This is a genomic window from Cedecea sp. AS113 (genome assembly GCF_037152415.1).
Lineage (GTDB): Bacteria > Pseudomonadota > Gammaproteobacteria > Enterobacterales > Enterobacteriaceae > Cedecea.
Genome location: NZ_JBBCMI010000006.1, coordinates 230,812 through 254,700 on the forward strand (window position 1 = coordinate 230,812; position 23,889 = coordinate 254,700).

The following is a 23,889-nucleotide window of genomic DNA, read 5'->3' on the forward strand; positions in this document are numbered from 1 at the left end:
TGGAAATAACGTCCTTGTCTGCGGCATTTTTCGCGCCTTGTGCCTTCCCGGCGATGAATAACCGCGACAAACGTTATTAAGTTAAAAAAAGAGGCATTCACCGCTAAAACTGATAAAGCTTATGACTTATTTGGTTAAAATGTTGTTAAAATTGGTTTTTGTTGCGGCGTAGAATCATGTCTTATCGTCTCGGTTAAGCGTATTATCAGGCCTCGGCGTGTAAATAAAGATTAAAACAACTGTCTGAGCGCCTGATGACTGAATTTTTGCGATAAAAATAGAAATACCAGGATGCGGATGTAGATCACAGTCGTTATTTTCAGTAGGTTATAAAAAGTTTGTTACAGATGTATTTTTTGTTGAAGTGGTAATGGAACAGATATCTGCCTGCGCGTGCGGGCGGATGCTTGCGTCTGGCCATGGCAAGGTCTGGCAAACCATCATCAAAAACAGATGGAAGGGAATACTATGCGTATTGGTGTACCAACAGAGCGGTTGGCCAATGAAACCCGTGTAGCCGCCACGCCGAAAACGGTAGAGCAGCTGATTAAACTGGGGTTCACTGTCGCCGTTGAAAGCGATGCGGGGAAACTGGCAAGTTTTGACGACGAAGCGTTTGAGCGCGCGGGGGCGATCGTTGCCAGCGGCGCGGATGTCTGGCAGTCGGACATTATCCTTAAAGTGAACGCCCCGCTGGATAACGAAATTGAGCTTGCTCGTGAAGGTTCGACGCTGGTCAGCTTTATCTGGCCGGCGCAAAACCCGGAGCTGCTTGAAAAACTGGCGGCGCGGAACATCACCGTTATGGCGATGGACTCAGTGCCGCGTATTTCACGTGCGCAGTCGCTGGACGCGCTTAGCTCCATGGCTAACATCGCCGGTTACCGTGCGATTGTCGAAGCCGCACATGAGTTTGGCAGGTTCTTCACCGGGCAAATCACCGCCGCAGGTAAAGTCCCGCCAGCTAAAGTGATGGTTATCGGCGCGGGTGTTGCGGGCCTGGCGGCGATTGGCGCGGCCAACAGCCTCGGGGCAATTGTTCGTGCGTTTGATACCCGGCCTGAAGTGAAAGAGCAGGTGCAAAGCATGGGCGCCGAATTCCTGGAGCTGGACTTCAAAGAAGAAGCCGGCAGCGGGGATGGCTATGCGAAGGTGATGTCCGAAGCCTTTATCAAAGCCGAAATGGCGCTGTTTGCGGCTCAGGCGAAAGAGGTGGATATCATCGTCACTACGGCGCTGATTCCGGGTAAACCTGCACCGAAGCTGATTACCCATGAAATGGTGGATTCCATGCAGCCGGGCAGCGTGATTGTCGATCTGGCGGCACAAAACGGCGGCAACTGCGAATACACCGTTGCGAACCAGGTCACCGTGACGCCTAACGGGGTGAAGGTCATTGGTTATACCGATCTGCCGGGTCGTTTGCCGACCCAGTCCTCCCAGCTTTACGGCACTAACCTCGTCAACCTGCTCAAGCTGCTGTGTAAGGAAAAAGACGGCAATATCACCGTTGATTTTGATGATGTGGTTGTGCGCGGCGTGACCGTTATTCGCGAAGGTGAAGTCACCTGGCCTGCGCCGCCGATTCAGGTTTCCGCTCAGCCGCAGGCCGCTGCAAAACCAGCTGCTGAGCCGGTCGAAGAGAAAAAACCAACGTCTCCGTGGTTTAAATATGGCCTGATGGCGCTGGCAATTATTCTGTTTGGCTGGTTCGCAAGTGTGGCGCCAAAAGAGTTCCTTGGTCACTTCACCGTCTTTGCGCTGGCCTGCGTGGTTGGCTACTACGTGGTATGGAACGTCTCCCATGCTTTGCATACGCCGCTCATGTCGGTGACGAATGCTATTTCAGGGATAATCGTGGTAGGTGCGCTGCTGCAGATTGGCCACGGTGGCTGGGTCAGCTTCCTGAGCTTCATTGCGGTACTGATCGCCAGTATCAATATTTTTGGTGGTTTCACCGTCACTCAGCGCATGCTGAAAATGTTCCGGAAGAACTAAGGGGTAACACATGTCTGGTGGATTAGTTACAGCTGCATACATTGTTGCCGCGATCCTGTTTATTTTTAGCCTGGCTGGCCTGTCGAAACACGAAACCTCAAAGCAGGGTAACCTGTTTGGTATCGCGGGGATGGCGATTGCGCTGGTGGCGACCATTTTTGGCCCGGAAACTGGCAATGTCGTATGGATTATCATCGCGATGGTGATCGGCGGGGCGATTGGTATTCACCTGGCGAAGAAAGTCGAAATGACCGAAATGCCGGAGCTGGTTGCCGTGCTGCACAGCTTTGTGGGCCTGGCGGCGGTGCTGGTTGGTTTTAACAGCTACCTCGATCACGGTCCGGGCCTTGAGCCGATCATGGAGAATATCCACTTAACGGAAGTCTTCATCGGGATCTTCATCGGGGCAGTGACTTTTACCGGCTCTATTGTCGCCTTTGGCAAGCTGCGCGGTAAAATTTCGTCTAAACCGCTGATGCTGCCAAATCGTCATAAGCTCAATCTGGCGGCGCTGGTGGTTTCCTTCGCGCTGCTGCTGGTGTTTGTGCGTACCGAAAGCGTTGGTATGCAGGTTCTGGCCGTGCTGGTGATGACTATCATTGCGCTGGCGTTTGGCTGGCACCTGGTGGCGTCCATCGGCGGGGCAGACATGCCGGTTGTGGTGTCGATGCTTAACTCTTACTCCGGCTGGGCCGCAGCGGCTGCGGGCTTTATGCTCAGCAATGACCTGCTTATTGTCACTGGTGCGCTGGTGGGGTCTTCTGGTGCCATCCTCTCCTACATTATGTGTAAGGCGATGAACCGCTCGTTTATCAGCGTGATTGCCGGCGGTTTTGGAACAGACGGTTCTTCAACCGGTGAAACGGAAGAAGCGGGTGAACACCGTGAAATCAGCGCGGAAGAAACGGCTGAAATGCTGAAGAACTCCACGTCGGTGATCATCACCCCAGGCTACGGCATGGCGGTGGCCCAGGCGCAGTATCCGGTGGCGGAAATTACCGAAAAACTGCGTGCCCGCGGAGTCAAAGTACGTTTTGGTATTCACCCTGTCGCGGGGCGTCTGCCGGGCCACATGAACGTACTGCTGGCTGAAGCGCGAGTGCCCTACGACGTCGTGCTGGAAATGGACGAGATCAATGACGACTTCGCCGACACCGACACCGTGCTGGTTATCGGGGCGAACGACACCGTTAACCCGGCTGCTCAGGACGATCCGCGCAGTCCAATCGCCGGTATGCCGGTGCTGGAAGTGTGGAAAGCGCAGAACGTGATTGTGTTTAAGCGCTCAATGAATACCGGTTACGCAGGCGTGCAGAACCCGCTGTTCTTTAAAGAGAACACCCAGATGCTGTTTGGTGATGCCAAAGCCAGCGTCGAAGCGATTCTGAAAGCGCTGTAAGCGTTAGCCGTCTTGTGAATGCCGCCCAAATGGGCGGCTTTTTTTTTGGGGACGGGACAGGAACGAAAACGCAGGTTCAGGCGAAATCAGAGCGAAGCCGCAGCGTGTGATATTTTACAAAACAAACAGATCTGGAGGACGAAGGTATTGAGAGGATCTCAAGAAGATATTTTTAGTTTTAGAAATAAACAATCACGCCATTTGTCATCATCCTGTAAAAATATTGATTTCAGCGAATTGGGTTATCGTCGGGAAAAATTGTCTGTATATCCTGAAAGCCACTAAGTTTATTCAGGCCTTTCTACGAGGCTGTTAAACATCCCATAGCTGTAGATGTGAAAATACGCAAGAAATGATTTGAGCATTTCTGTTAACGCTATCTGATCCAGCATGGTCTATATTGGAGAGTGGTATACGATAAAGGTGATTCAACATTTCATTTTGAATATAAATTGTCTGTTTTTATTGAAAATAAAATCGCACAATCCCGGAGGTTACTATGGATATTCGCAGTGAAAGGATAATATCGCTAAAGGCGTTAATTGTTCATAATTCTGCCTGTCATGTTAGCGTAGTCAATGATTCTATTTCTAATCTTATTAATGCGTTAAACAGTAAGGATGTCGCCACTGTTTTTGCCGATTCTGCTGATGACGCCGCCGCGGTTTTAAATAATGATGAAACCATTGAGCTCGTACTCCTCGATTGGGTAATGAGTGACAGTGAGCAGAATAATGAATCGGCAAAGAGAGTAATACAATCTCTTCGACGTAAAAATCAGTCCATCCCTTTATTTCTATTATTAGATAATCGACAGGCTGAGAATTTAAATCATGAAATAATGCGTGAAACTGATGAGTTAATTTGGGTTCAAGAAGACACGCCTTTTTTCCTGGCAGGTAGGATTCATTCGGCTATTTTAGCTTATCGGGATAAAATTGTTCCGCCGCTGACTCGTGCAATTTTTGAGTTTGCGGAAAAATATGAATATTCATGGCATACCCCAGGCCATGCCGGGGGGACGGCATTCATGAAATCGGCCGTTGGCCGGGCATTCCATGATTATTTTGGGGAAAATCTTTTGCGCTCCGATCTTTCTATTTCCGTCGGAGAATTAGGGTCTCTGCTGGATCATAGCGGTCCGATTGGTGATAGCGAAAAATTCTGTGCCCGGGTATTTGGCGCGGACAGGGCCTATACCGTTACCAATGGATCTTCTATGTCCAACAGGGTCATTATGATGTCTTCCGTAGCCCGTGACGACTATGCCCTGTGCGACCGCAACGCCCATAAATCTACGGAACAGGCCCTGACGATGACGGGGGTCATCCCAACGTATTTAATGCCTTCGAGAAACTACCTCGGCATTATTGGGCCGGTATATGCCCGTCAACTGAGTGGTGATGCAGTGAAAGAAGCTATCGCCTCAAACCCTCTCGCCACAGATAAGAATAAAAAACCGCTGCACAGCATTATCACAAATTCGACCTATGATGGCCTGACCTACCATGTGCCTACGGTTATTAAGCAGCTCAATAGCAGCGTCGATCGTATTCATTTTGATGAGGCATGGTACGGCTATGCGCGATTTAACCCCCTCTACGCAGAACGTTTTGGCATGTATGGAGAACCCGATGATTATCCAAGGGATCTGCCGACAATTTTCACTACAACCTCAACGCACAAGCTGTTAGCTGCACTTTCGCAGGCATCGCTGATTGGGGTGCGGGATGGACGAAATTCGGTTCCTCATGAACGCTTCAACGAAGCTTATATGATGCATGCCTCGACGTCGCCGCTGTATCCGATAATTATGGCTAACGAAGTTTCGGCTGAAATGATGCGGGAGCAAAGTGGTCAGCACCTTACCACAGAATCAATTACTGAAGCGGTTCGTTTTCGCCAGGCCGTCAGGCGTATTCGAAGAGAACTTCAGGAAAATGATGACTGGTTTTTCTCCACCTGGAATGCAGACTTCGTTCCCGACCCGGAGTCCGGAAAGAAAATTTCTTTTGAAGATGCGCCCCTGTCTCTTTTAGTTACCGACCCTCGTTGCTGGGAATTGCGAGAGGGTGATATATGGCACGGTTTTAAGGGAATCGAAGACAGCTACTGTATGCTGGATCCGATAAAAGTGTCCGTCGTGATGCCTGGCGTGGCGACGGATGGCTCACTTGAGAACGCCGGCATTCCTGCTGCACTGGTGACGGCTTTTCTTAGCCAGAAAGGCATTCAAGTTGAAAAGACCACTGATTTTACCATTCTGTTTCTTTTCTCCCTTGGTATTACCAAAGGGAAATACGGAACATTGATCAATGCATTACTCAAATTTAAAGATGCATACGATAACAATATTCCGGTCAAACACCTCCTTTATGCACATGAAAACGAATGCCCTGAGGCGTTCAAAAATAAAGGATTGAAAGATCTTGCTAATGAAATGTTCCTCTTTTTCAAAGAAACAGATCTCATAAAGGTTCAGGAGAAAGCGTTCACCATATTACCGAAACCGGTACTCACTCCAGCCGAGGCTTATATCAGGCTCGTACACAACGATATTGAAACAGTTAGCGTGGATGATCTTTACAACCGCACTCTTGCGACCGGTGTTGTTCCTTATCCGCCTGGAATTCCAATGATCATGCCAGGCGAGAACGCGGGAGATAAAGATAGCCCATACATCAAATATTTGCAGATTCTGCAATTATGGGATCGGCGATTCCCTGGTTTTGGCCATGATATCCATGGTGTAGAGAATAAAAATGGGGTTTATTACGTTCAATGCCTAAAAGAAAGCATCTAACGGTAACCCAGTTAGCTGCAGGAGAGTGAATATGGCAATTAAGAAAATGAGTGTCACTCAGCTAACAATGTTGACTGCCATCAACATGTTAGGATCGGGAATAATATTACTACCCACTAAGCTGGCTCAAGTCGGGAATATTTCGATAGTATCCTGGGTGATTACTGCCGTGGGTTCAATGGCGCTGGCCTGGGCTTTTGCCTGCTGCGGTACGATGAGTAATAAGCTTGGTGGCATGGGCGGTTACGCTGAGTATGCCTTTGGTAAGGCGGGGAATTACATTGCAAACTACACCTATGGCGTTGCGATCGTCATTGGTAACGTCGCGATCTCCATCACTGCCGTGGGTTATATTATTGGGCTATTCAATATTAATCCTAATCCTCTGCAAATTGGATTAATGACGATAGGACTTTTATGGTTAACCACGTTTGCTAATTTTGGTGGAGCCAGCATAACCGGTAAAATTGGTGGCGTCACTGTTTGGGGGGTGATCGCGCCGGTCGTGGTGGTATCGACGGTGGGATGGTTCTGGTTTAAACCCGAAATATATGCCGCAGGCTGGAACCCTCATAACAGCACGCTACTTGATGCCGCAGGCTCTTCCGTAGCAATCACGCTGTGGGCCTTTCTTGGGCTCGAATCGGCCTGCGCGAACAGTGATGCGGTGGATAATCCTAAAAAGAATGTACCCATCGCCGTGCTCTTCGGGACATTGGGCTCTGCGGTTATCTATATCGTGTCGACCAACGTCATTGGCGGAATTATTCCAAACGCTGAACTTGCCAGTTCAAACGCGCCGTTTGGCCTGGTCTTCGCCACGATGTTTACTCCCATGGTAGGGAATATCATCACGGGCCTGATGATTATCGCCTGCATCGGTTCCTTACTGGGCTGGCAGTTCACTACTGCACAAGTCTTCAAGAGTTCTGCGGAAGTGGGCTATTTTGTGCGAATTTTCGCTAAATGTAATAAGAGTGGCACCCCCATCGCAGGAATGCTGATTCTGTTGGGGATTCAAACCATTCTGGGTTGGTTTTCAATTCCCGCCAGCCCTGACGGGACTCGCTACGGCTGGATTCATCATGTAGCCACTGGTAATCTGGGTGTCTCTGACCAATTTTCAACCGTAGTTGACCTGTCGGTCGTCACGAATCTTATTCCCTACATCCTGTCTATGGCAGCCCTGGTAACAATTCAGGAAATCAACCGGGTACCCAGCCATAAGGCTCTGTTGAATAACGCAATCGCTGGGGTTGGGGCTGCGTACAGCTACTTTGCGTTAGTGAATTCTGGTGATAAGGCTTTGATGTACGGGGGCGTAGCCACCATTCTTGGCTTTACATTGTTTGGCGCCGTCAGTGCCAGATTTGTGAAGGGGGAACAACTCGTACATCCTGACCGGGTTATCACTGGGGAAGAGGATGTGCCGGCTATCCCGTACCGGGATAAGTAAAAGGCCCGTGCTCGGGCAGAATAGCTGGAACGTATTCGGCTCCAGCCACTGACCAATAAAAACCCCGCAGGTAAATGGACTGCGGGGTTTTTGCCTGAATGGATGGCGACATCAGTCGTCTTCCGGGTCGTCCATCTCAACCGGCGTCTGGTAATCGTCCGGTTTTATCACCAATAAATCACAGCGCAAATGGTCGATAACCTGTTCCGCGGTGTTGCCCAGAAACGCTGCGGAAAGTCCCGTTCGCCCGACGGTGCCGAGTACCACAATCCCGGCCTGAAGATGCTCGGCCAGGTCAGGGATCACCTCTTCCGGCAGGCCTTTCTCGACGTGCGTCATTTTTTCGTCAATGCCGTATTTCTGACGCAGCGCCTTCATGGCCACCAGATGCTGGCCGCGAATGGCGTCGTTATACACGCTCGGGTCAAAATCAGGCAGCTCAATGGCAATGTTGATGGGGGTAACCGGATACGCGCCAATCAGGTGAACCTCGGTGTGGTTGACATCATCCGCCAGCTTCAGCGTCTCTCTCACCAGTTTTTCATTCAGCGCGTTGTGGTAAAGCTCTTCGCTGGCAAGGTTCACCGCCACCAGCGCCTTGCCGCCTTCCGGCCACGGCTGGTCTTTGACCATCCACACCGGGCAGGGGCATTTACGCAGCAAATGCCAGTCGGTTGGAGTGAAAATCACGGCTTCCAGCTTGTCATGCTGGTGCGCCATTTTTAGCAGCAGATCGTGCCCGCCGGCGATCACTTCCTGGATGATGGCTTCGAACGGTCGGTTATGCCACACCACCTTGATATCAATAGGAATACCGGCTTCGATATAGTACTGCGCCTGTTGCTTAATCCAGGCCGTGCGCTGGCTGATAACCCCTTTGCGCATTGCGGTGCGTTCATCGGGGGACAGAAGCGTGGTCATTTCGTAGGAAAAATCATAGATAGGCAGGAAGGCTTTGATCCTGCCGCCAATCCGTTGATGCAAATAAACAGCTCGCCGCAGGGCAGGCTGATCGTCCTGATTAGGATCAATCGCGACTAGCATGTTTTGGTAGTTTGCCATACAGGTCTCCTTACAACTGCTTAACCACAGTCTGTGAAGTAAGATTAACCCATAAGAAAGGAATGAAACAGGTGAAGAGCCCTTGCCGGATCAATAAAAGGGATAAAAGCCGATCCGGCAAAGGGGAGGGTTATCAGGCAACGCTGCGCGACTGGCCCGCGAGGTCGGATAACAGATCGATATTCTCGATAGTGATGTACTTGCCTTTCACCGCCAGCATACCGTTTTTCTGGAAGCGACCCAGCAGGCGGCTGATGGTTTCTACCGTCAGACCCAGGTAGTTACCGATATCGCCACGGGTCATGGTTAGGCGGAACTCACGCGGTGAGAAACCGCGCTGCGCAAAGCGGCGAGAAAGATTGTAGATAAAAGCCGCCAGGCGCTCTTCGGCATTCTTTTTGGACAACAGCAAAATCATGTCCTGATCGCCTTTAATTTCGCCGCTCATCAGGCGCATCATCTGCTGGCGCAGGCTCGGCATTTTACCGGACAAATCGTCGAGCGTTTCAAAAGGGATTTCACAAACCATCGACGTTTCGAGTGCCTGAGCAAAGCTCGGGTGATGGCCAGTGCCGATGGCGTCGAAGCCGACCAGGTCGCCCGCGAGGTGGAAACCGGTGATTTGCTCATCGCCTTGCTCGGTAATGGTGTAGCTTTTGATGGTGCCAGAGCGAATAGCGTACAGCGATTTCAGTTCATCACCTGCTTTAAACAGGGTTTGACCCTTTTGAATCGGCTTTTTACGCTCGATGATATTATCAAGCTGATCGAGTTCATGCTCATTAAGCGTGAAGGGAATGCATAATTGACTGATGCTGCAATCCTGGCAATGGATAGCACAACCGCCAGACTGAATTCGTCGAATAATACGCTTTTCAGGGATCATAGATATGCTCGGACCGTAATTGATATTGGTCAATTTTAACATCTTTTTCGCGATCAGGTAAGTCTGGCAGAACGTTATTCGGACAATAATAAAGGGAGGGGGTTAAAAAAGGGTCTTCATCTTGTTGAATTCCCTGAAACATTAAAATGCAGCTACTCTTTTTTGGAATAAATAGCCGCACTTTTGGCACCATCACAGTAATAAATAACCTTCATGGCGCAGCAGCCACTCTTTCCGCGCCACGCCGCCTGCATACCCGGTCATCGTGCCGTTTCGACCAATGACGCGATGGCACGGCACCACAATGCTCACCGGGTTTGAGCCGTTCGCGGCGCCGACAGCGCGAGCGGCCCCGGCGCGGCCTAGCTGTTCTGCCAGTTCGCCATAATGCATCACTCGTCCACAGGGGATATCGCGCAAAGCCTGCCAAACCTGACGCTGGAAATCCGTGCCAGCCGTCGCCGTGGGCAGAGTATCGATCACCGCCAGATCGCCAGCAAAATAGTCACGCAGCTTGTCACTAAGGCCCCCAGGGTTACGACTGCTGACGCGTTGAAATCCTTGTTTCCCATAGTGAATATTCAACAGCTGCTCCATGCGGTCGCTGTGTTCTTCCCATTCCACGGCCCGAAGCCTGAATTGTTCGTCGCACAAGATCCACAGCGGCCCAAGCGGGGTGTCAATCTTATCTTCCAGTATTGTCAGCACGGTATTACTCCGTTTTTTGTCAGGCCTGAACGAATGCGCGGCCCATTTTGAGGCTGAAAAGATAACATGCCCCCAGCGGCGTCAGCCAGACCTCAAAAGGATTATCACCGCATCTAAATTTCCAGGCGAAGACGGAAAATAATGGCCGGAAGTAGAGAAAAAAATTTGATAACTTCCCTGACTTATCGCCCGAAATAGTTAGCGACTGACCGTCTGATTACGGCGGTGATTATTTCCCCGGTGAAGGGAATAATAATTTCTTTTACGGTTATTTGATTTACTTTTTTTTAACGTAAATGCAAACTTTATATTTTCATTTTAAAGATCCGGTGACATAAATAATTTGCCAACTATTCTGAAATATCTCCCACGGCTGTCCCGTTGAGCCTCAGGCAGGGCGAGGTTATAGTAGCGGCAGCTAACTCAGGAGGATTGACCGTGAACCTTGACGACAAATCGCTGTTTCTTGACGCCATGGAGGATGTCAAACCGCTGAAAAACTGCGCGGACAGCCAGTGGATCAAACCTCAGAAAGAGCACATTGGCGTGAAGCCAGACCCCATCCAACTGGACAACTTTCTCACCACCGACTTTTTGGACATCATTCCCCTCGACACGCCGCTGGAGTACAAGCGAGAGGGTCTGCAGAGCGGCGTCCTGGATAAGCTCCGGCTCGGAAAATACGGCCAGCAGGCAAGCCTTAATCTGATCCGCCAGCCCGTGGAGCGCTGCCGGCAGATGTTGTTTGCCTATATTATGCAGGCTAAACAGGATGGTCTGCGTAATGTGCTCATCGTGCACGGCAAAGGACGAGAAGATAAATCCCATGCCAACGTGGTGCGTAGCTTCCTTGGGCGCTGGCTGGCCGAGTTTGACGAAGTGCAGGCTTTTTGCGTGGCGATGCCGCACCACGGCGGAAGCGGGGCCTGCTATGTTGCTTTAAAAAAATCAGAGCAGGCCAAACTGGAAACCTGGGAGAAACACGCCAAACGAAGCCGCTGAGCGGCGGGATGGCGGCGAGCTCCCTCAGGACGGCATTGATTTACGAATCGACGACAGCAGAATTTGCGCAGCCGTTGAGAGCTGAGTGTCCACCCGCGTAAGGATCCCGATAGGTTCCCCGACGCCCGGAATCGGGACAGGAAGCGCGGTCAGCGTGCCCTGGCGCAAATCGTCCTTCACCGCGCCAGAAGGCACAAACCAGACATAGTTGTAGTCGACGGTCAGCTGGCGGGAGAGCGAAGCCGACAGCGTTTCGATGCAGGTTGAAGGCAGCTTGCAGCCCTGTGACGCGAGCAGAGATTCCGCGTTATCGCGTGGCACCGTGCCCTGAGGGGAGACCACCGCGGGCCATTCCATCACCCGGCTAAGGGTAATATTTTCATGCAGCAGCGGGTGGTTAGGGCGAACAACCAGCTTGAGAGACTCAAGGAACAGCAGTTCATAGTTCAGGCCCGTCATTAGCTCAGGATCGGACATGCGCCCGATGCCTAAATCCAGTTCCCCGGACTTCAATCCCGCCAGCAGCATGGTGTTATTCATGGTGCCAACCTGCAGGGTGACGTCGCTCTGCTGCCTATGAAACTCGCCGATCACCGCCGGTAAAATACCCAGCGCGGCGGTAGGCAGCGCGCCAATCCGTATCACATCAGAAGGCCGGTCTTCCCGACGTACAAACGACTGCCCGGCATGATTCAGGGCATCAAGCACTTTTACCGCATGGGTTAAAAACTGCTCGCCGGTGAGCGTTAGCTGAGCGCCTAACCGCCCGCGTTCGAACAGACGTGTGCCGGTAAGCTGCTCCAGCTCATTGAGGGTTTTGGAGAGCGCCGGCTGGCTCAGGTTAAGAGTTTCAGCCGCGCGACCTAGTGTTCCCTGCTGAGCGACGGCCACGAAAGTATGTAAATGGCGCAAGCGAATGCGCTGACTGAAGAGACCATTTTTTTCCATGAGCAATGTTAAAAACAGTCCGGCTTCGCTGACAAGCCTCGGTGTTGAATTTTGATAACTTCATTGCAAAATATTATTAACATTTTGTTATGACCAGGCACATAACCACTTTAAATCAGAGAAGATTTTTTCGACAAAAGGGCGCTATTTTGCTGAAAAGTGATGCCGATCTGCAGATTTTAACGCGGCCTGTTTTAGTTAATTTTTTGTTAATTTATACTCTTTATGGCAGGCATTCTGCATAACGCTGCGTTATGTAATGTGCTGAAAAAATTACTTTTTAGGTGCTGCAAAGCAGATCACAAAATGGAAATTCTTCCTGATAAGTGATCCACCAGGTTCTACGCTTTCAGCACTATCCACTGGAGGCATGACATCATGGCGAACACCCTCACGGCCGATGAGATTCGGGACAAATTTTCGCAAGCTATGTCGGCGATGTACCAGCAAGAAGTTCCGCAGTACGGCACGCTGTTAGAACTGGTGGCGGATGTAAACCTGGCCGTGCTGGAACACGATCCTGAGCTGCACCAGCAGCTCGAAAATGCTGACGAGCTGGCAAGGTTAAACGTAGAGCGCCACGGCGCGATTCGCGTAGGTAAGGCCGAAGAGCTGGCGGTGCTGAAGCGAATTTTCGCGGTGATGGGCATGCATCCGGTGGGTTACTACGATCTTTCCCAGGCCGGGGTACCGGTACATTCCACCGCTTTCCGCCCGATCGACGACCAGGCGCTGGCACGAAATCCCTTCCGCGTGTTTACCTCTTTATTGCGTCTGGAGCTTATCGACAACCCGACGCTAAGGGCTCGCGCTGCCGCAATCCTCGATAAACGCGACATTTTCACTCCCCGCTGCCGCGAAATGCTCGATCTCCACGACAGGCAGGGCGGATTCAGCGAGGCAGAGGCGAACACCTTTGTGGCCGAAGCTCTGGAAACCTTCCGCTGGCATCAGCATGCCACGGTTGACGCCGACACTTACCGCGCCCTGCACGACGAACATCGCCTGATCGCCGATGTGGTTTGCTTCCGTGGCTGCCACATTAACCATCTCACGCCGCGCACGCTGGATATCGACCGCGTTCAGGCGATGATGCCGGAGCGGGGCATCTCGCCCAAAGCCATTATTGAAGGCCCACCTCGCCGTGAACGCCCCATTTTGCTGCGTCAGACCAGTTTTAAAGCGCTGGAAGAGCCTATTTTGTTTGCCGGTGAGCACCACGGCACGCACACCGCCCGATTTGGTGAGATTGAGCAGCGCGGCGTGGCGCTGACGCCTAAAGGCCGCGCGCTGTATGATGAATTATTGCTCGAAGCGGGAAACGGCACGGACAACCTAAGCCATCAGCAGCATTTGCAGGAGGTGTTCAGCCGCTTCCCGGACAGCGATGCGCTGCTTCGTCGCCAGGGGCTGGCCTATTTTCGCTACCGCCTGACGCCGGTGGGCGACATGCATCGCCAGTCCATCAAACCAGGCGACGATCCGCAGTTGTTGATTGAGCGCGGCTGGCTCATCGCCCAGCCTATCATCTATGAAGATTTCCTGCCGGTTAGCGCCGCGGGCATCTTCCAGTCAAATTTAGGCAGCGACGGTGGCCAGCGGCAGCACGGGCACTCCAGCCGCAGCGAGTTCGAAATGGCGCTGGGTGCGGCGGTGGCCGATGAATTCAGCCTTTATCAACAGGCGGAGGATCGCAGCAAACGCCGTTGCGGTTTACTGTAAACGCGTTACCCTGCTGGGATGTCAGCTACAAGGAACAGCAGATGGAACACGTTGTTAACGTTGCTCAGGGTCAACTGAGCGGCGTCCTTCAGGGGGATATTGCGGTGTATCGCGGTATTCCCTTTGCCATGCCTCCCACTGGAAACCTGCGCTGGCGAGCGCCTCAGCCGCCAGAAAACTGGCAAGGTATTCGCATCGCCGATACCTTCGCTCCGGCCTGTTGGCAAAGCCTGGAATACTGCAAAGCCGTCGGCGGCGGCGATCCGGGCCAGTTTTCAGAAGACTGCCTTTACCTCAATATCTGGACTCCCGCCCGGCGGACGGGCAAACCCTTGCCGGTGATGGTCTGGCTGCACGGGGGCGGCTACACTATTGGAGCCGGTTCTTTACCTCCGTATGATGGCGCCGCGCTGGCCTCGCGGGGCGTGGTGTTAGTGACGGTGAACTACCGGCTTGGGCATCTGGGCTTTTTTGCTCATCCCGCATTGGATGAAGAAAATCCGGCTGGGCCGATCCACAACTTTGCCTTGCTCGATCAGATTGCCGCGCTGAAGTGGGTGCAGGCCAACATCGCTGCTTTTGGCGGAGACGCCAGCAACGTCACGCTGTTTGGCGAGTCAGCAGGCGCCCGCAGCGTGCTTTCTCTGCTGGCATCGCCTTTAGCCAGCGGCCTGTTCCACAAGGGGATTATACAAAGCGCCTACACGCTGCCGGATGTCGATCGCCGTAAAGCGTTGAAGCGCGGCGTGGCGGTGGCAGAACATTTTGGGCTGAAGAATGCGAACGCTGAAGCGCTGCGTTCCCTTCCCGCCAGTGAATTATGGGCGCTGGAAGCCCCGCTAAACATCGGGCCGACGCCCATCAGCGGCGATATTGTTTTGCCTGAACCCATGCTGGACACGTTTTTTGCCGCACGACAGCACCGGATGCCGCTGATGGTGGGCAGCAACAGCGATGAGGCGAGCGTGCTGAGCTACTTCGGGATAGATCCCGCCGGGCAGGTTGCGCTTCTGCGCCGGGAAAAGCGTCTCGGTCTGGGGCTTATCAAATTGCTGTATCCCGGCGTTAAGGGTGACGCTGAGCTGGGCCGTCAGGTGTGCCGGGACATGGCCTTTACCACGCTGGGGTTTGTGGTGATGCAGGCGCAACAGCGCGCAGGCCAGCCCTGCTGGCGGTATTATTTTGACTACGTGGCGGAGGCCGAGCGTGAAACCTACGCCAACGGCACCTGGCACGGCAACGAAGTGGCTTATGTCTTTAACACGCTGCAGCTTTCTCCGCCTGCCAGTGAATACGTGACTGAACGCGACCTGCAGTTTGCCGCTCAGATTGGCGATTATTGGGTCAGCTTCGCCCGCAGCGCCAGGGCGCACAGCAAAGCGTTACCAGGGCCGTTGAGCTGGCCTGCCAGCACCAAAGGGCGGGACCGCACGCTGCGGCTGGGCGTTCATCTGCGGGCGCAGTTTAAGGTCGAGAATCGCTTTATGCGGCTGAGAATGCAGTTATTTAAGCGAGTGATGAAACACCACGTCAGCCTGGACTGAGCAACGCATTGCAAAAGGCCTCCAGCCCGGCGGCGCCTTCGCTGCCGGGCTTCACCGCCAGCCTGTAACTGGCCCCGGTTTTTACGCTCCCGGTAAAAGGCCGCACTAACCGCCCGGTACGAAGATCTTCGGCCACCAGCGTTTCGTCTGCGATGGCTATCCCAAACCCCTGAATAGCGGCGCTGATCGCCAGATCCATGGTGTCGAAATGCTGATTTTTCTGCATCGCCAGCCAAGGCGGTGAAGGGTTCTTTCCAAGCCATAATGACCAGTCGGTACGATCGCGAGTCGGGTGCAAAAAGGTCAGCCGCTCCCAGTTGCTCGTCTCCGGCGGAAGCAACGCCTGACTGATAACCGGCGTCAGACGCTCTTCAAACAGCAGCGCGCCGCTTTTGGCCTGTTGACCAAACACAATGGCGGCATCAAACGGTTCGTTTTTGAAATTGACGCCGTGCTCCACGGTCGTGGTTAACGCAACCAGGATCTCCGGCATACGCTGCTCAAGCTGAATCAGCTTCGGCACCAGCCAGCGCATGGCGCAGGTGGGGGCCTTAAGACGAATAATCTCAGGCTTATGGCAGGCCCGGTCGGCCACGTCCAGCAGCGTGTTGAAGGCGTTCTGGAGATCGGGCAGCAGGGCGCTGCCCTGTGGCGTGAGGCGTAATCCGCGTGCATGGCGCTCAAAAAGCGCGAACCCCAGCCACTGCTCCAGCGCCGCAATTTTACGGCTGACGGCGCCCTGGGTCAGGCAAAGCTCTTTTGCCGCCCGGGTGAGGTTCAGGTGCCTGGCCGTGACCAGAAAAGCATCGAGAGTATTTAGGGGAAAATTACGCCGGGTCATGATGCTCTCCGCTGAGCTATGCATTTTTTGCATGGCTATTATGACAACAATTCGATTGTCGTGGCAATGGCGGCGATATTGAATAGTTATGCAAATCGCATCACGTTCAGGAGCCGCTATGGCCATACAAACCCCGGTACAACAACGTTCAAAATTGCCGGACGTCGGAACCACGATTTTTACGGTGATCGGCCAGCTTTCCGCGCAGCACAAGGCGATAAATCTTTCTCAGGGGGCACCCAACTTCCCCTGCGACCCGAAACTGATCGCTGGCGTCACCAAAGCCATGCAGGAAGGGCATAACCAGTACGCCCCGATGACCGGTCTGGCGTCCCTGAAACAGCTGATTGCCGACAAAGTGGCGAGCCTTTACGGGGCCGTGTATGACCCCGCAGAGGAGGTGCTGGTCACCGCCAGCGCCAGCGAAGGGCTTTATTCTGCGATCGGCGGTCTGGTACATCCCGGCGATGAAGTTATCTACTTTGAGCCTTCTTTCGACAGCTACGCGCCGATTGTCCGCCTGCAGGGCGCCAAACCGGTGGCGCTCAAGCTGAGCCTGCCTGATTTTACCGTTGACTGGGACGAAGTGCGGGCGGCGATTACGCCACGCACGCGGATGATCATCGTGAACACGCCGCATAACCCAAGCGGGCAGGTATTTAGCGCCCATGATCTGGAAATGCTGGCGGCGGTAACCCGCGACACCGACATTGTGCTCCTGTCCGATGAAGTGTATGAACACATCGTCTTTGACGGCAAAAAGCACCACGGCATGGCGACGCACCCGCAGCTTGCCGAGCGCAGCGTGATTGTGTCGTCGTTCGGTAAAACCTTCCACGTCACGGGCTGGCGGGTCGGGTATTGCCTGGCCCCGGCGGCGCTGATGGATGAGATCTGCAAGGTGCATCAGTTCCTGATGTTCTCCGCCGACACGCCGATGCAGTATGCGTTCGCCGACTATATGAGCGATCCGCAAACTTATCTTTCACTGGCGGCATTTTATCAGCGCAAGCGTGATTTAATGCAGTCTTTGCTGGCTGATTCGCCGTTTGAACTGCTGCCGAGCGGTGGGTCATTCTTCCTGCTGGCCCGCTTCGGGCACTTCAGCGATGAGTCCGACAGCGAGATGGTGAAGCGGTTAATCACTGATTACGGCGTGGCGACCATTCCGCTCTCCGCGTTTTATACCGACGGTACTGACAATAAAATTATCCGGCTCTCATTTGCCAAAGATGAAGCCACACTTCGGGCGGGCGCTGAAGCGCTGTGCCGGGTTAAGCCACGCTGATAAGGGGTCATGATGAAAAAAATGTATGCGTTAAGTTTGCTGCTCGGGCTGTGTTCTTCGTTTTCTGCGCTGGCCGCCGGCGAGCTGCGCTATGGCCTCGAAGCGGAGTATCCCCCGTTTGAAAGCCGCAACAGCGCGGGCGAGCTGGAAGGGTTTGACGTCGAGCTGGGGAAAGCCATTTGCCAGGCGGCCAGCCTGAAATGTACCTGGGTTGAAACGTCGTTTGATTCGCTGATCCCGGGGCTGGTGGCGAAGAAGTTTGACGCCATCAACTCGGCAATGAACATCACCGAGCAGCGTCGTAAAAGCATCGACTTTACCCAGCCAATCTACCGTATTCCGTCTCAGCTGGTGGGCAAAGAAGGCAGCGGCCTTGAAGCCACGGCGGAAGGGCTGAAAGGCAAAACCATCGGCGTGCTCCAGGGCTCCATTCAGGAAACCTATGCCAAAGAGCACTGGGAAAAGCAGGGCGTGAACGTTGTGTCTTACAAAGACCAGAACATGGCCTGGGCTGACTTGCTGAACGGCCGTATTGATGCCTCTCTGGTGATGTCCGCGGCAGGTCAGGCGGGCTTCCTCAGCACGCCGCAGGGCAAGGGCTTTGGCTTTATCGGCAAGCCGGTGAGCGACGACACCATTCTCGGCAGCGGGATTGGTTTTGGTCTGCGTAAAGGTGACGCTGTCACGAAAAAAGAGCTGGATGCGGCCATCGATAAGGTGAAAGCCGACGGCACCGTGACTAAGCTCGCGCAGAAGTTCTTCCCCGGCATCGACGTCAGCGTGAAGTAACGTTGACCAGGGCTCGTCGGCACACAGGCTGACGGGCCTTTAGCGTTTTTTTCGCCAGGCAATGGCGAATTTTTCGGTGATATCTGGTTTCCTGAAAAAAAACTTTCGTTCCTCCCCCAAACGCCTTCTCCGCCCATTGGATTCACTGTGAATTTTGTCTAGAGTGTGCGGTCGTACAGGTAGCAGTCTCTTGCCGCTGTTCTTCCCGTCGGGAGGAACAAAACACATCGACACATAAGGACGATTTCTCAGGCATGAATCGCAGACGTTTTATCCAGGCCTCTATGGCTCTCGCCGCTGCCTGCGGCACGCCAACCCTTGCCACGCTATTCTCCCGAAGCGCCTTTGCTGCCGAATCAGGCATCGCTGACGGGCACTCCACTGCCTTCGATTTTGCGGTGCTTCAGGGCATGGCGCACGACCTGTCGAAAAAACCATGGGGCGGGGCACCGCGCGCGCTGCCCAACACGCTGGCTAACCTGACGCCTCAGGCTTATAACGCCATTCAGTACGACGCCGATCATTCGCTGTGGAACAACATCGAAAACCGCCAGCTTGACGTGCAGTTCTTCCACGTCGGCATGGGGTTCCGCCGCCGCGTCAGAATGTTCTCGCTGGATTCCGCCACCCATCAGGCGCGCGAAATCCACTTCCGCCCGGAATTGTTTAACTACAACAATGCTGGCGTAGACACCAGGCAGCTCGAAGGCCAGACGGATCTCGGCTTTGCCGGCCTGAAAGTCTTCAAGGCACCGGAGCTGGCGCGCCGTGACGTCGTCTCCTTCCTCGGCGCGAGCTATTTCCGTGCCGTAGACAGCACGTACCAGTATGGGCTGTCCGCCCGTGGCCTCGCGGTGGACACCTTCACCGACACGCCGGAAGAGTTCCCGGACTTCACCTCGTTCTGGTTTGAAACGCCGAAAGCCACCGACACGACTTTTGTGGTCTATGCCTTACTCGACAGCCCAAGCGTGACCGGCGCGTACAAATTTATTATCAGCTGTGAAGCCGAGCGCGTGGTGATGGAGGTGGACAATCACCTTTATGCCCGGAAAGACGTCAAGCAGCTGGGTATCGCGCCGATGACCAGCATGTTTGCCTGCGGCACCAACGAACGCCGGACCTGCGACACCATTCACCCGCAAATTCATGACTCCGACCGCCTGGCCATGTGGCGCGGTAACGGCGAGTGGATTTGCCGCCCGCTGAATAACCCGCAGAAACTTCAGTTCAACGCCTTTATGGACGAGAACCCGAAAGGCTTTGGCCTGCTGCAGCTGGATCACGACTTTGCCAGCTACCAGGACATCATGGGCTGGTACAACAAGCGTCCAAGCCTGTGGGTAGAGCCGCGTAACAAGTGGGGCAAAGGCACCGTTGGCCTGATGGAAATCCCGACCACCGGCGAAACGCTCGACAATATTGTCTGCTTCTGGCAGCCGGAAAAACCGGTCAAAGCCGGGGACGAATTCGAGTTCAAATATCGCCTCTACTGGAGCGGTTTGCCGCCGGTGACGACGGATCTGGCCCGCGTTTACGCCACCCGCACCGGGATGGGCAGCTTCCCGGAAGGCTGGGCGCCGGGTGAACACTTCCCGGAAAAATGGTCCCGCCGCTTTGCTATCGACTTTATCGGGGGCGATTTGAAAGCCGCCGCGCCGAAGGGGATTGAGCCGGTGATTACGCTCTCCAACGGCGAAGCGAAGCAGATTGAGATCCTCTACGTCGAACCGTTTGACGGTTACCGCATTCTGTTTGACTGGTATCCGACCAACGACGCCACTGACGCTGTCGAGATGCGCATGTTCCTGCGTTGCCAGGGCAAAGCGATCAGTGAAACCTGGCTGTACCAGTATTTCCCACCACCGCCGGATAAACGTAAATACGTTGACGACCGCGAAATGCGTTAATCATCCAGCCCCGCCGCGTAAAAGCCGCGGGGCTTTTTTATGCCCGTTTCACCACCTCGTCCTCTTATTGCATAAATACTCTTTCATAATGAATTTCTATATGTTCACTTTTGGCGGTGTTTTAAATCTCGTGCGTTGCCACAAAAAAGTGACATAAGATAACTGTCACCTTCTAACAAAAGCAGGAGTCACGAGTGGAACAACAGCAGGCCTGGCAGGATGAAGTGATTGCGGTTAATGATGATATCGAACTGCATTCGGTGAACGAGCGGTTCGTGAAGGACGTTTTTGCCCTGGTGCAGCGCAATAAAAGCTGGCTGCAAAAGGCGATGAACTGGCCGCAGTATGTTGTTTCCGAGGACGACACCCGCAAAACGCTGCAGGGGAACTATGTTCTCCACCATAAAGGCTACGCGAAGATGTTTATGATCCTCTATCGCGGCGAGCTGGCGGGCGTCTTTTCCTTTAACCAGATAGTCCCGACCGACAAAACGGCCTACATCGGCTACTGGCTAAGCGAGGATCGGCAGGGCAAAGGGATCATTTCCGCCGTGATTGAGGCCGCGATCGGCAAGTACGCGGTGGAAGGGACGGTGCGCCGGTTTGTCATCAAATGCATCGTCACTAACCAGGCCAGCAACCGGGTGGCCCAACGCAACGGCTTTGCCCTTGAAGGTTGCCTGAGGCAAGCCGAGTTTCTGAACGACGAGTTCCACGATCAGAATATTTACGGGCGCATTGCTGATTAAAAAATGCCGTAAAACGGCGTGCGGGTAATTCGCTGTGCGCCGTTAATATCCTTCATGCCGCGAAGATGAATCAGTTCGCCGCCAAAGCCTTCCACCGCCGCCTCATCATAAATCTGCACGTTGTTTTCGATGAGCACGTTACCCATCACTTTCGCCTCGCCATACACCTGTACATTGTTGTCCAGCAGAACCGGGCCGCCGATAAGCGCCGCATTACCGTAAACCTGGACGCGGTGCCTGAGCACGCAATCCCCTTCAATAAGGGCGTTGCCGTAGACTTTAGATGAGTAGCGGATGGTCGGGATCTGGCTGTCGCCGCTGCCGGCAATAATACGTGCGTTACCGGACACCTGCGCGCAATCACAAACCCAGACATTGTTCTCTGCATTGCCTTCAATAACGGCGTTATCAAAAATGGCTGAGCGGTGTTCGACAAAGGCGTTGTTCACGCGCGCGTGACCATAGATTTGTGCCTGATGGACGATGCGTGAGGCCAGCACCGTGGCGTTCCCGTAGATTTGCAGCCGCATTTCTGTATCTTCGGTCAGCCCCAGCACGGCAATCACCTGGCTCTGCTGCAACACGCGGGCAGAGCCCGAGATAAAACATTCGCCGCTGATGCGGGAATCCTCGACCAGCACCTTGCCGCCCACTTTTGCGTGATGGCAAATTTCAGACTCGCCGAGGATTTTTGCGTCATCTTCAACCGTCGCACCGTTCCAGATCAGGGCATCAGGCTCAAGCCAGCAGGTTCCCTCGTGGCTCAGGTTCGCTTCTTCCTCAATCCAGCCGCCGCCTTGCCCGGCCACGACGTTGCCAAAAGCGCAAAGCGCTTCAATTTGCCAGAGTCGAACTTGCCGCTGTTCGCCATCATGCTGATAATCATGAAGCCTCGAAACATCGGTGATCCGGTATTTTTTCATGGTGATTTCTCGCTGTGCACTGCTGATAAACGTAGCAGGTAATTCACCGGCGTAGCGTTTGGCGGCGTAATCGCATAAAATGCATTTAAAATACATTTTAAAAAATAAACAAAATGAATAAACCAATCCCCGGTAGCTTTATCAATCTCCCCGCAGGCTACTTTGGCATGGTGCTGGGCACCATCGGCATGGGGTTTGCCTGGCGCTATGCCGCCACGATTTGGCCGGTGCCGTCGGTTGTTGGTGAGGCTCTTGTGGCGCTTGCCGCCGGCATCTGGCTGCTGCTGGCGTTAGCGTTCCTGACGCGGCTGGCGCGCTACCCGCACAGCGTGCTGGCAGAAATTCATCACCCTTTAATGAGCAGCTTCGTTAGCCTGTTCCCGGCGACGACCATGCTGGTGGCCATCGGCGTGGCACCTTATCTGCGCCCGCTCGCCGCAGTGATGTTTGGCTTTGGCGCCGTGGTGCAGCTTTGTTATGCCGCCTGGCAGTCCGCCGGATTATGGCGGGGCACGCACCCGCAGGATGCCACGACGCCGGGGCTGTATTTGCCCACCGTCGCCAATAATTTTATCAGCGCGATGGCCTGCGGCGCGTTGGGTTATCACGACCTTGGGATCTTGTTCCTTGGGGCCGGTGTTTTTTCCTGGCTCAGCCTGGAACCGGCGATTTTGCACCGTATGCGCAGCGCCGGAGAACTGCCCACGCAGGTACGCACCTCGCTTGGCATTCAGCTTGCCCCTGCGCTGGTGGCCTGTAGCGCTTACCTTGCCGTGAACGGCGGCGTGACGGATTTCTTTGCCAAAATGCTGTTTGGTTACGGTCTGCTGCAATTGCTCTTCATGCTGCGCTTAATGCCCTGGTACCTGGCGCAGCCGTTCAATGCCTCCTTCTGGAGTTTCTCATTCGGTATTTCTGCGCTGGCAACCACGGCGCTCCATCTGAGCGCGGGCAGCGGGGACGGGCTGTTTCACGTCATTGCCGTGCCGCTGTTTATTTTTACTAATGTGATTATCGGCCTGCTGCTGGCGCGCACTTTTATCCTGCTGATGCAGGGGAAATTGATTCTGCGCACCGCGCGGCCTGAAAATAAGGATCTGTCATGACCGAGAAGTCTGAAAGCTACTACAGCGAAAAATACGGCTTAACTGCCACACATTCTGACGTGCTGAACGCCGTGAAGTACGTTGCCCCCGGTAAAACGCTGGATCTTGGCTGCGGCGGCGGGCGCAACAGCCTGTACCTGAACCAGAAAGGGTTCGATGTTACCGCCTGGGATAAAAACCCGATGAGCATTGCCAGGCTGAATCAGATTATCGAGACGGAAGGGCTGAAAGATATTGCCACCGCTGAGGTTGACCTGAACCAACTGAGCTTTGACGGCGAGTACGATTTTATTCTCTCCGCCGTGGTGATGATGTTCCTCGAGCGCAGCACGATCCCAGGACTTATCGCCAATATGCAGCGCTGCACCAAACCCGGCGGCTACAACCTGATTGTGGCGGCCATGGATACCGAGGATTTTCCGTGCACGGTCGGTTTCCCGTTTGCCTTTAAAGAGGGTGAACTGCGGAACTACTATGAAGGTTGGGAACTGATTAAATACAACGAAGATGTGGGGCAGTTGCACAAAACCGATGAGCACGGCAACCGCATCAAGCTGCGTTTTGCCACGATGCTGGCGCGTAAGAACTAAATGTAAAAATTAACCCTCACCCCGGCGCTCTCCCTGAAAGGGAGAGCGGTAAATCAGAGCTATACAAGAAAATTGTGCTGTTTCTTTCACCGCAAATCGCGGGAGTGAAGCTAAGTGGGATTTCTGTCCTGATACCCTCTCCCTTAGGGGAGAGGATTAGGGTGA

General features: G+C 53.7%; 19 protein-coding genes. 13 read left to right on the forward strand and 6 right to left on the reverse strand.

All coding sequences use genetic code 11. From position 1 onward, the window contains the following. Positions 1-468: 468 nt before the first annotated feature. The 4 genes from pntA to potE all read left to right on the forward strand — a co-directional run bounded on the left by pntA (position 469) and on the right by potE (position 7,656). Complete coding sequence (pntA, locus tag WFN87_RS09765) at positions 469-1,998, forward strand: Re/Si-specific NAD(P)(+) transhydrogenase subunit alpha (RefSeq protein ID WP_336982682.1); 1,530 nt, start codon at positions 469-471, stop codon at positions 1,996-1,998. 10 nt (positions 1,999-2,008) lie between these two features. Continuing rightward, positions 2,009-3,397 (forward strand): Re/Si-specific NAD(P)(+) transhydrogenase subunit beta, encoded by a 1,389-nt coding sequence (gene pntB / locus WFN87_RS09770; protein ID WP_008456379.1) that lies wholly within the window; start codon positions 2,009-2,011, stop codon positions 3,395-3,397. A 499-nt stretch (positions 3,398-3,896) separates the two neighbouring features. Then, positions 3,897-6,200: an Orn/Lys/Arg decarboxylase N-terminal domain-containing protein gene (locus tag WFN87_RS09775; RefSeq protein WP_336982684.1), complete on the forward strand. Its 2,304-nt coding sequence runs from the start codon at positions 3,897-3,899 to the stop codon at positions 6,198-6,200. Positions 6,201-6,231: 31 nt separating this feature from the next. Then, positions 6,232-7,656, forward strand: a complete 1,425-nt coding sequence (gene potE / locus WFN87_RS09780) for a putrescine-ornithine antiporter (RefSeq protein WP_008456377.1) — start codon at positions 6,232-6,234, stop codon at positions 7,654-7,656. A gap of 111 nt (positions 7,657-7,767) precedes the next feature. On the opposite strand, the gene uspE is transcribed toward potE, so the two are convergent. The 3 genes from uspE to ogt all read right to left on the reverse strand — a co-directional run bounded on the left by uspE (position 7,768) and on the right by ogt (position 10,312). Continuing rightward, on the reverse strand, positions 7,768-8,718 hold the full coding sequence (gene uspE, locus WFN87_RS09785; protein ID WP_008456376.1) for a universal stress protein UspE: 951 nt from the start codon (positions 8,716-8,718) through the stop codon (positions 7,768-7,770). Between the two features lie 133 nt (positions 8,719-8,851). Then, complete coding sequence (gene fnr, locus WFN87_RS09790; protein WP_008456375.1) at positions 8,852-9,604, reverse strand: fumarate/nitrate reduction transcriptional regulator Fnr; 753 nt, start codon at positions 9,602-9,604, stop codon at positions 8,852-8,854. Between the two features lie 192 nt (positions 9,605-9,796). Next, the gene (ogt, locus tag WFN87_RS09795; protein ID WP_166874640.1) at positions 9,797-10,312 is read right to left on the reverse strand and encodes a methylated-DNA--[protein]-cysteine S-methyltransferase; all 516 of its coding nucleotides are present in this window, start codon (positions 10,310-10,312) and stop codon (positions 9,797-9,799) included. A 438-nt stretch (positions 10,313-10,750) separates the two neighbouring features. On the opposite strand from ogt, the gene smrA reads away from it, so the two are divergent. Then, positions 10,751-11,314: a DNA endonuclease SmrA gene (smrA, locus tag WFN87_RS09800; protein WP_336982686.1), complete on the forward strand. Its 564-nt coding sequence runs from the start codon at positions 10,751-10,753 to the stop codon at positions 11,312-11,314. 24 nt (positions 11,315-11,338) lie between these two features. On the opposite strand, the gene WFN87_RS09805 is transcribed toward smrA, so the two are convergent. Further along, positions 11,339-12,262, reverse strand: coding sequence for a LysR substrate-binding domain-containing protein (locus tag WFN87_RS09805; protein WP_039302512.1), 924 nt, complete (start codon positions 12,260-12,262; stop codon positions 11,339-11,341). 378 nt (positions 12,263-12,640) lie between these two features. Here WFN87_RS09805 and hglS point away from each other — a divergent pair, with 378 nt between their 5' ends. Both hglS and WFN87_RS09815 read left to right on the forward strand, forming a co-directional pair. After that, positions 12,641-13,984 carry a 2-oxoadipate dioxygenase/decarboxylase HglS gene (gene hglS / locus WFN87_RS09810; RefSeq protein ID WP_008456371.1) on the forward strand — a complete coding sequence of 448 codons (1,344 nt, stop codon included), beginning with the start codon at positions 12,641-12,643 and terminating at the stop codon, positions 13,982-13,984. A gap of 41 nt (positions 13,985-14,025) precedes the next feature. Further along, entirely contained in the window at positions 14,026-15,528 is a 1,503-nt protein-coding gene (locus WFN87_RS09815; protein ID WP_166994196.1) for a carboxylesterase family protein, read from the forward strand. Here WFN87_RS09815 and WFN87_RS09820 read toward each other — a convergent pair. Next, on the reverse strand, positions 15,515-16,369 hold the full coding sequence (locus WFN87_RS09820) for a LysR family transcriptional regulator (RefSeq protein WP_336982688.1): 855 nt from the start codon (positions 16,367-16,369) through the stop codon (positions 15,515-15,517). The two genes, WFN87_RS09815 and WFN87_RS09820, sit on opposite strands and share 14 nt — an antisense overlap. A 118-nt stretch (positions 16,370-16,487) precedes the next feature. On the opposite strand from WFN87_RS09820, the gene WFN87_RS09825 reads away from it, so the two are divergent. The 4 genes from WFN87_RS09825 (at position 16,488) to rimL (ending at position 21,105) form a co-directional block, all read left to right on the forward strand. Beyond that, complete coding sequence (locus tag WFN87_RS09825) at positions 16,488-17,657, forward strand: pyridoxal phosphate-dependent aminotransferase (RefSeq protein ID WP_336982690.1); 1,170 nt, start codon at positions 16,488-16,490, stop codon at positions 17,655-17,657. A gap of 12 nt (positions 17,658-17,669) precedes the next feature. Beyond that, positions 17,670-18,446: a transporter substrate-binding domain-containing protein gene (locus WFN87_RS09830; protein WP_166994236.1), complete on the forward strand. Its 777-nt coding sequence runs from the start codon at positions 17,670-17,672 to the stop codon at positions 18,444-18,446. A 254-nt stretch (positions 18,447-18,700) separates the two neighbouring features. After that, positions 18,701-20,356, forward strand: coding sequence for a glucan biosynthesis protein D (locus WFN87_RS09835; protein ID WP_336982692.1), 1,656 nt, complete (start codon positions 18,701-18,703; stop codon positions 20,354-20,356). Positions 20,357-20,550: 194 nt separating this feature from the next. Beyond that, positions 20,551-21,105 (forward strand): 50S ribosomal protein L7/L12-serine acetyltransferase, encoded by a 555-nt coding sequence (rimL, locus tag WFN87_RS09840; protein WP_336982693.1) that lies wholly within the window; start codon positions 20,551-20,553, stop codon positions 21,103-21,105. On the opposite strand, the gene ydcK is transcribed toward rimL, so the two are convergent. After that, positions 21,102-22,028 (reverse strand): YdcK family protein, encoded by a 927-nt coding sequence (gene ydcK / locus WFN87_RS09845; RefSeq protein WP_336982695.1) that lies wholly within the window; start codon positions 22,026-22,028, stop codon positions 21,102-21,104. The genes rimL and ydcK overlap by 4 nt on opposite strands. 113 nt (positions 22,029-22,141) lie before the next feature. Here ydcK and tehA point away from each other — a divergent pair, with 113 nt between their 5' ends. Beyond that, on the forward strand, positions 22,142-23,134 hold the full coding sequence (gene tehA / locus WFN87_RS09850) for a dicarboxylate transporter/tellurite-resistance protein TehA (RefSeq protein WP_336982696.1): 993 nt from the start codon (positions 22,142-22,144) through the stop codon (positions 23,132-23,134). After that, entirely contained in the window at positions 23,131-23,724 is a 594-nt protein-coding gene (gene tehB / locus WFN87_RS09855) for a tellurite resistance methyltransferase TehB (RefSeq protein WP_336982698.1), read from the forward strand. The genes tehA and tehB overlap by 4 nt, the downstream gene beginning before the upstream one ends. Positions 23,725-23,889: the final 165 nt, after the last annotated feature.

Bases quoted from the DNA above. Each gene is read 5' to 3' on its own strand.
- pntA (WP_336982682.1), top strand. From the start codon at position 469: ATGCGTATTGGTGTACCAACAGAGCGGTTGGCCAATGAAACCCGTGTA.
- pntB (WP_008456379.1), top strand. From the start codon at position 2,009: ATGTCTGGTGGATTAGTTACAGCTGCATACATTGTTGCCGCGATCCTG.
- WFN87_RS09775 (WP_336982684.1), top strand. From the start codon at position 3,897: ATGGATATTCGCAGTGAAAGGATAATATCGCTAAAGGCGTTAATTGTT.
- potE (WP_008456377.1), top strand. From the start codon at position 6,232: ATGGCAATTAAGAAAATGAGTGTCACTCAGCTAACAATGTTGACTGCC.
- uspE (WP_008456376.1), bottom strand. From the start codon at position 8,718: ATGGCAAACTACCAAAACATGCTAGTCGCGATTGATCCTAATCAGGAC.
- fnr (WP_008456375.1), bottom strand. From the start codon at position 9,604: ATGATCCCTGAAAAGCGTATTATTCGACGAATTCAGTCTGGCGGTTGT.
- WFN87_RS09805 (WP_039302512.1), bottom strand. From the start codon at position 12,262: ATGGAAAAAAATGGTCTCTTCAGTCAGCGCATTCGCTTGCGCCATTTA.
- hglS (WP_008456371.1), top strand. From the start codon at position 12,641: ATGGCGAACACCCTCACGGCCGATGAGATTCGGGACAAATTTTCGCAA.
- WFN87_RS09815 (WP_166994196.1), top strand. From the start codon at position 14,026: ATGGAACACGTTGTTAACGTTGCTCAGGGTCAACTGAGCGGCGTCCTT.
- WFN87_RS09820 (WP_336982688.1), bottom strand. From the start codon at position 16,369: ATGACCCGGCGTAATTTTCCCCTAAATACTCTCGATGCTTTTCTGGTC.
- WFN87_RS09825 (WP_336982690.1), top strand. From the start codon at position 16,488: ATGGCCATACAAACCCCGGTACAACAACGTTCAAAATTGCCGGACGTC.
- WFN87_RS09830 (WP_166994236.1), top strand. From the start codon at position 17,670: ATGAAAAAAATGTATGCGTTAAGTTTGCTGCTCGGGCTGTGTTCTTCG.
- WFN87_RS09835 (WP_336982692.1), top strand. From the start codon at position 18,701: ATGAATCGCAGACGTTTTATCCAGGCCTCTATGGCTCTCGCCGCTGCC.
- ydcK (WP_336982695.1), bottom strand. From the start codon at position 22,028: ATGAAAAAATACCGGATCACCGATGTTTCGAGGCTTCATGATTATCAG.
- tehA (WP_336982696.1), top strand. From the start codon at position 22,142: ATGAATAAACCAATCCCCGGTAGCTTTATCAATCTCCCCGCAGGCTAC.
- tehB (WP_336982698.1), top strand. From the start codon at position 23,131: ATGACCGAGAAGTCTGAAAGCTACTACAGCGAAAAATACGGCTTAACT.